The sequence below is a fragment of the Nonomuraea sp. KM90 genome, assembly GCF_052246675.1.
Lineage (GTDB): Bacteria > Actinomycetota > Actinomycetes > Streptosporangiales > Streptosporangiaceae > Nonomuraea.
The window spans coordinates 1-6,243 of sequence record NZ_JBQQCB010000259.1; the positions used below are offsets into that span (position 1 = coordinate 1).

5 protein-coding genes and 4 pseudogenes are annotated in these 6,243 nt (G+C 65.3%); 2 read left to right on the forward strand and 7 right to left on the reverse strand.

The window, feature by feature from the left end; genetic code table 11:
- Positions 1 to 102, forward strand: a pseudogene (locus ACTWPW_RS62625) (IS982 family transposase); the annotation flags it as partial.
- A gap of 21 nt (positions 103 to 123) precedes the next feature.
- Here the strand turns inward: ACTWPW_RS62625 and ACTWPW_RS62630 are convergent.
- The 3 genes from ACTWPW_RS62630 to ACTWPW_RS62640 form a co-directional block, all read right to left on the reverse strand.
- On the reverse strand, positions 124 to 318 hold the full coding sequence (locus ACTWPW_RS62630) for a DUF4314 domain-containing protein (protein ID WP_443174792.1): 195 nt from the start codon (positions 316 to 318) through the stop codon (positions 124 to 126).
- Between the two features lie 675 nt (positions 319 to 993).
- The gene (locus tag ACTWPW_RS62635; RefSeq protein WP_443174788.1) at positions 994 to 1,470 is read right to left on the reverse strand and encodes a hypothetical protein; all 477 of its coding nucleotides are present in this window, start codon (positions 1,468 to 1,470) and stop codon (positions 994 to 996) included.
- A gap of 372 nt (positions 1,471 to 1,842) precedes the next feature.
- Positions 1,843 to 2,025 (reverse strand): hypothetical protein, encoded by a 183-nt coding sequence (locus ACTWPW_RS62640; protein ID WP_443174789.1) that lies wholly within the window; start codon positions 2,023 to 2,025, stop codon positions 1,843 to 1,845.
- A 1,363-nt stretch (positions 2,026 to 3,388) separates the two neighbouring features.
- Here ACTWPW_RS62640 and ACTWPW_RS62645 point away from each other — a divergent pair.
- A pseudogene (locus tag ACTWPW_RS62645) lies at positions 3,389 to 3,688 on the forward strand (transposase); the annotation flags it as partial.
- Positions 3,689 to 4,211: 523 nt separating this feature from the next.
- On the opposite strand, the gene ACTWPW_RS62650 reads toward ACTWPW_RS62645, so the two are convergent.
- The 4 genes and pseudogenes from ACTWPW_RS62650 to ACTWPW_RS62665 all read right to left on the reverse strand — a co-directional run.
- A complete protein-coding gene (locus tag ACTWPW_RS62650) occupies positions 4,212 to 4,679 on the reverse strand; it encodes a hypothetical protein (protein ID WP_443174790.1) in 468 nt (155 codons plus the stop codon).
- A 148-nt stretch (positions 4,680 to 4,827) separates the two neighbouring features.
- Positions 4,828 to 5,397, reverse strand: a pseudogene (locus tag ACTWPW_RS62655) (transposase); the annotation flags it as partial.
- Positions 5,312 to 5,530 carry a hypothetical protein gene (locus ACTWPW_RS62660; RefSeq protein ID WP_443174791.1) on the reverse strand — a complete coding sequence of 73 codons (219 nt, stop codon included), beginning with the start codon at positions 5,528 to 5,530 and terminating at the stop codon, positions 5,312 to 5,314. The pseudogene ACTWPW_RS62655 and the gene ACTWPW_RS62660, both read right to left, overlap by 86 nt.
- Positions 5,531 to 5,691: 161 nt before the next feature.
- Positions 5,692 to 5,871, reverse strand: a pseudogene (locus tag ACTWPW_RS62665) (transposase); the annotation flags it as partial.
- Between the last annotated feature and the right edge of the window lie 372 nt (positions 5,872 to 6,243).

The following is a 6,243-nucleotide window of genomic DNA, read 5'->3' on the forward strand; positions in this document are numbered from 1 at the left end:
GCCAGAATCGCCCAGCGCATCCTCGCCCTGACCGCCGCCATCTGGCACAACCGCGCGACCGGCCAGCCCATCACCCGATCACTGATCGCCTACGACCACTAACCAGACTTAGGACTTACTCGTCTAGGGGCAGGTGACAGGCGCGGTGCCGATGATGCGGATCACGTCTTCGTGCTCGGGCACCATGAAGAGCACTGAGCCGTGGTCCCACTGGACGCCGATCTGGGTGAAGTCGCGGTGGCGGTTGGTGTAGGTCACCGTGCCGCGCGCGCCGGGCTGCAGGTGCGTGTAGGGGTCATGGGTATGTGAGAGCTCGATCGCCTTCGCGAGGTTCGTCCCGGGTGGCCGGGCTGGGTGGGATCGGGTCCACGGGCTGGCCGGCGCGGTCGGGCTGCTCGGAGGACGCGGTCATACATCACTCTCGTTTGTTTGAGGGAGTGACTGGTGGAGGTGGCGCTTGACCGGCGCACGTTCATGAGGTGAGCACGGCCGGTGGGCTGGGCGTCGAGCGTAGCCCTGGTAGAGGAGGCCTGAGCCGACGTCGAGCTGACGGCTCTTGGACGATCAGAAATCGTCGCTCTAGTCGTTGTCCTGCGGACGGGCGTCGCAGGGATGTGTGAGCAGGATCCGGATTGCTACGAGGTCGCCGGCCTGGCCCGCCGCCTGACCGAAGACCTGCCTCACCCGTGGGAGAAACCGGCGTGGCCCGGCCAGCTCACCCCTGCCCGGGTCCGGCGCGGGTTTCGGAACCTGCATCCCGCACTCGCCAACCGGCATCCTCAACCGCCGACCCGCACCACTACGACGTCGGCAAAACCGTCAAACGCCGCTGCACCCTCACAGCACTGCGACAACCCGGGAGATGAAGAAAGCTGAGAGGATATCTTCAAACCCATATGGCTGAGGTCTGATTATGGCTGCCCTCGGCCAGGATGGGCACAGACCTTGTTGCTGGCACGGGATCGCATACCGTGATCAGACGAATGCCATGGGTCATCGGCGGAACTGTAAACCTTGGTAGGCGGTGGCGTGCAGGGCCTGTTCGTACTGCCGGCGAGAGAAGGCGAACGGTCCAAGAGTCAGGGACAGATCCCAGTCCCTGTGGTTGTTACGAAACCTCGACCAGCGAACCTCGGTGTCGGTGACGTCGATTCTGGCCAGCAGCGCCCAGCATTCTGCGGTGCCGCAGTTGCATCCGAGCAGCATGGTCTCGTCGTCTTCCTGGTTGTAGGCCACCGCCACGGGTTCGCCCAGGTAGTGCCGGGTCGGCCAGCCGGTCCAGCGTTCCATGAAGTAGCTGTACTGGCCTGCGAGCTGGGGTGGCCGCTCGGATGCGAACTCCTCGGCGCGTTCGAGCTGCTCGTATCGTTCGTACGGGAGTTCCGCCTCCCGCACGAGGTCGAGAAACGGCACGCCGTCGATCAAAATCCAGTGCTCGCCGTCGCCCAGCCGGAACTCGATTTCCTGCACTCTTTGCCGACACCTTCTCTCTACGTCGGTGTACATAGATCCTAGCAAGGAGGTGTATGGCATCGGCGGCTGCGCGCGTCCACCCATTTTCGGAGCGATCGTCAATACCGGTGCATCGAACTCTTTCAGGCGGCGGTTGCCGGCTGCTTCTGGGTGGCCGCCGCTTCCTCGGGTTTTTCTCAATGAGCCTGCCTCTGCGAAAATTCGTCCCCGGCGCGGCGGGTTCCTGTACGTCGTCCCGGTGAGCTCATCACAGCCCTCCTGTGCCCTGCGACACCCGGAGGCAGCCGGCGAGGCAGGCGCTGGCTTTCGGGTCCATGCCTGTGGCTGTTTCCTCAGGCGTACCTCCGTCTCCAACAAACCCGGCACGGTTCAGGAAGCGGCGGGCCGACTCCACCAGCGCCCCGGCCCGTCGGCGCTGTCGTCCCAGAGGAGGGTGAGCTGGGGGTGCGGCATCCGCAGCCGGGCCAGCAGTTCCCGGGCGCGGTCGCGGTCGGGCTGCCCGGCTTGGGTGAGCATGGCCTGACTTGGGGTGGTGGAGAGCCTGATCCTCACCTACCGGGGTGTTCTGCATGGTCTGATCGGTGGGTGCCGTGGTCTCGACGCGGCAGGACGGGTTCGTGTCTGTGACGTCGCTGATTTGACAGGCGGTCATTCTGCGGGGCTGCCGCGGCGCCGCGGGACGTGTTGGTGTCCAGAGCTGGTGACCGGTGTGATGGCAGGCGGTATGCCGAGGGTGTGGTCTGCCAGGCTGCGGCAGGCGGGCGCCGGGCTGATCGCCGCAGCGTGGCTGGCTGATCGGGATGCGCAGTCCACGTCAGCATGTCGTCAGGGCGGATACCCGGGGGGCCATGGGCCGCGGCGCGTGCCGATGTTGTGCCGGCGGGGCCCAAAGGGTGCTGCAGGTGGAGGATGACGATGCGGTTCGCGTGGAGGGCGAGCCCTACGTCAGGCCATGAGCCGGCTCAGGTGCCCAAGGGCCCAGGAAGAATGCGAAAGGTATGACGATGGTCGCGGGGGTGTCATCGTCATGGAGGTTCTGCACAAGCCTGCCGAGGAGGAGCATGGTAGCTGACGTGCCGGTCAGAATGACGGCGGGCGCGTTGTGCGGGGTGAGGCGGACAGCGCTGAGGCAGGGCGTTGTCATGTAGAAGAAGCCGGCGGCACCACGATGCTGGTGGTGCTGCTGCGGTGGCCTCTGCGATCCGGTGGGGCGGGGATGGTCATGGGTGTCGCCGCCGTCCGATGTGACCGTGGCGAGCATGAGACATTCAGTTGCGGCCACAACGACGGCGGCCGGGTAGGCGTGGATGAGGCAGAGGCTGAGTACGAGGGTTGTGGTGCCGGCGGCGACACCCGGCGCTGATGAGCAGAGCTCCATCGCGGAGATCGGCGGCGCCCAGTGACCGCAGGCTGGTCACGGCGAGGATGATGGCGGCTCCGCCCGCCAGGGCGGAGCCGTCGACGCCATCGCCGGTTTGGGTGATGAGGACCATCGCCGTTCCTGCTATTAGGGCTGACGCGTGCAGGCCGTTGTCCGCTGGCCCTTCAGCATTGCGCAACCTTTCGTTCGTGCCGGGGTCCAGCGGCCACGAGCGCGGCTGGAACTGCTCGCGGCGGGTGGCAGGGCTGGCCCTTCGGAGATGTCGGTGATGAGGTCATGGTTTCTCTCATGAGTGAGGCGTCTGAGGCGGGCGTCCGGGGTTGCCGCGCTGGTCGGTTACCGTTGCTGCGATACGGCACGGCGCAGCGGACGGCATAGATCGCGAGGGGAGTCAGGGTCCTCCCGTGCGTCTGCTCACCGTCCTGTGTGGCCAGGGCCCCGCGTAGCGAGGGGCACGGCGCGCGCGGGTTGCGTCCCGCCCAAGGGGTGTTGAGCTATCGCGCAGGGCTTGGTGCCTCTTTGACCGCATCGGCGATGGGTGGGTTCAGCACCAAGATCCACCTGGTCGCAGACCGGCGCTGCCGCCTGATCGCGACGATGGTCAGTCCTGGTCAGCATGGGGACAGCCCGTACTTCCGGCGCGTGCTGGCGCGCGTACGGATCCCGCGTCGCGGCTTGGGCCGCCCTCGTCAGCGTCCTGGGCGGGCCTTGGCCGACAAGGCGTACTCCTCGCGTGGCAACCGTGCCTACCCATGCCGGCGCGGGATCAAGGCGGTCATTCCGATCAAGAAGGGCCAGCAGGCCAACCCGCCGTACGCGAGGTCGCAAGGGTGGGCGACCACCCGGGTTCGATGCCGAGCGGTACCGCGCGCGCAACACCGTCGAACGCTGCGTGAACAAGCTCCGCAACAACCGGGCGATGGCCCTGCGCACCGACAAACGGGAGCAAATCTACCAGGGCACCATCGACGTCGCCTCGATCAGGATCTGGCTCCGCGACCCAACTCCATGATCCACAGGACACGCGTTAGCAGGCGATCCGACGCTGCCGGCAAGCGCTCCGCCCAGCCCGACGTGGGCCAGATCGTCCCCTCGCTCCACATCACGTGGTGCAGGCGCACGCCGGTCAGGTCCGCGCCGACCAGGCTGATTTGGCGCTGCCGGATCTTGATATCCTAGGCCGTGCTTCGGAGCGAATCGCTGCGGCCGATAACCTCGCAACCGAGTACCGCCATCTTCTCATGGCGAGACACGAAGAGCTTCGGGTCACGTAAGAGGCGGCCGAGGAATTTCGCAATCGGCTCTTCTGTCTGAAGAATCCCCAGGAGCCTTCCTCGGCAGTAGTTGCCCTTCTAGGCTAGAAATCTTTTGTTCGCGCCTGGCAGCGAAAATCAGGCCCCGAGCGATCGAAGTCGAACCGGGCGGTAATGTAGATCCGGTGTCGTCGCTCCACGCGCACGAGCTTCGAAATGCCAGCTGACCCTTTACGGACATTATCCTTCGAGTTCCAGATAAAGATGGGTCTATCAGGAGCGTGCGCGCGATTGTGCATCACCCTTATCTGAATATTACTCTTTTTCCCGAGGTGGTGACTACTATGTAGGTACCAGTTGAATCGGTTGATATGATCCCATGTGCGAAGGATTTCGTAATACACTTTGATGCTTCCCCGATAACCCTGGACTTGACATTCACCAGACACGCTTCCCCAGGGCGCGGCTGCACCAGTGCCGTCGTCGACAGTCTTCGCCACCGCTGTCCCTGCGGTGCCAACCATGGTTCCGGTCGCAAGTAATGCGGCCATGGCTACCGAGATTGCCCTCATTCTCTTTTCTCCGTTCTCTGTTGTGAACTGCGTGGATCTCCACTCTGCCATCGCCAGAGCAATTGTCAAGGAAGTCTCGACCTTGGCCGCTATTCCATGCTGCGCGCTAAGGGGTATTCCAGTAGTTCCGCTTGTAACCGGCGGGAAGTCAGGGGCTGACCTCGGGGATCGCGGCACTCAGGAGCTGGTCGGGTGAGCGGGCGCGGAAGAAGGCGTGGATCTGTCTCAGGCGGCCGGGCCAGGTGACGGCGGTGTTGGCGATGAACGCCTTCAGCCCGGCCCAGGCGCGTTCGAGCGGGTTGTGGTGCGGGCTGTAGCGCGCCCCGTGCAGCAACTCCAGGCGAGGATGCTCGGCCAGGTAGGCGGTGACGACCTTGGCGTGATGGATGCTGTCGTTATCGCAGAGTACGACGATCGCCGGGGTGGAGGGGAACGCGGCGAGCACCGCATCGAGCAGGAGCAGGAAGTCGGTGGCTCGCCGGTGGCCGAGCCGGTACACCCACCGGCCGGTGGTCATCTCCAGCGCGCCGAGTACGGTGACCTGCCGGTTCTTCCACGGCGTGGCGATCTCGGGCAGGTGTGCGCACCACGTCCAGCCCGCTCGGACGTGCGGCATCCAGTGCATGTGGGTCTCATCGGCGGCCCACACCACTGCCCCACGCGGCAGCGCACGAAGCCGGGCGGTGATATCGAGCAGCACCCGCCAGCGGTCCGGATCGGGTGTAGGTGAAGCTGGTCAGCTGCACCGCGGGCTGGGTGCGGGCCGCCAGCCACGTGCCCACGGGCACATCGGGCCGCTCGTCGGGCGCGCCATCGGCCACCGCGGGCGCGGCGGGTAACGCGACTGCCATGACGACCGCGGCCGCAACCGCGGCAACCTTCGTCCACCTTTTACCGAGATTCCTGAAATTCCCGAAAAATCCGTTCACGTCGGCCCTTGGCGATCAGCTTCGGCCGCCGCCAGATAGCTACCAGGCGCACCCGCCGATACAGCGTGCGGCGGCTTGTATCCGGCCCGTAACCCGTCCAGGATCTTCGCCCAGGTGCCGTCCATCGACCAGCGGCGATGCCGGTTGTAGGCTGTCTTCCAGTTCCCATAGCAGGGCGGCAGATCACGCCAGCTGATGTTGGTCCGCGTCCGGAGGAACACCCCATTGATCACCATTCGGTGATCGGCCCAACGACCACCCTGACGCGGATTGAGGGCAACAGCCGCGAAACCCTGGTTGGCGCGGGCCTTGTCAACGGCGGCCGGAACAAGTCTTCAGCCGCCGTCGACACGAGCAGGAGGAAGCTCCTCCATAGGGCCTGTGGGGCTGTGATCGGGTGCGTGATGCTGCGTCCCGCTCCACTTGGATGACGCGGTCGTCGCCAATGCACGTTGCCCTGATCAGCAGGTCGCTGACCAGGGTGAGCTGCCCCGGGTTGGTTGGAGGGTCCCAAGACTGGAAGGCTGGGAGTCGTGCCCGCACCGAGGAAGTACCCCCAAGAGCTGCGCGATCGCGCCGTCAAGATGGTGTTCGACCTGCGTGAGGAGACCGGAGGCAAGACCGGGGCGATTGCC

Bases quoted from the DNA above. Each gene is read 5' to 3' on its own strand.
- ACTWPW_RS62650 (WP_443174790.1), bottom strand. From the start codon at position 4,679: ATGAGGGCAATCTCGGTAGCCATGGCCGCATTACTTGCGACCGGAACC.
- ACTWPW_RS62660 (WP_443174791.1), bottom strand. From the start codon at position 5,530: ATGGCAGTCGCGTTACCCGCCGCGCCCGCGGTGGCCGATGGCGCGCCC.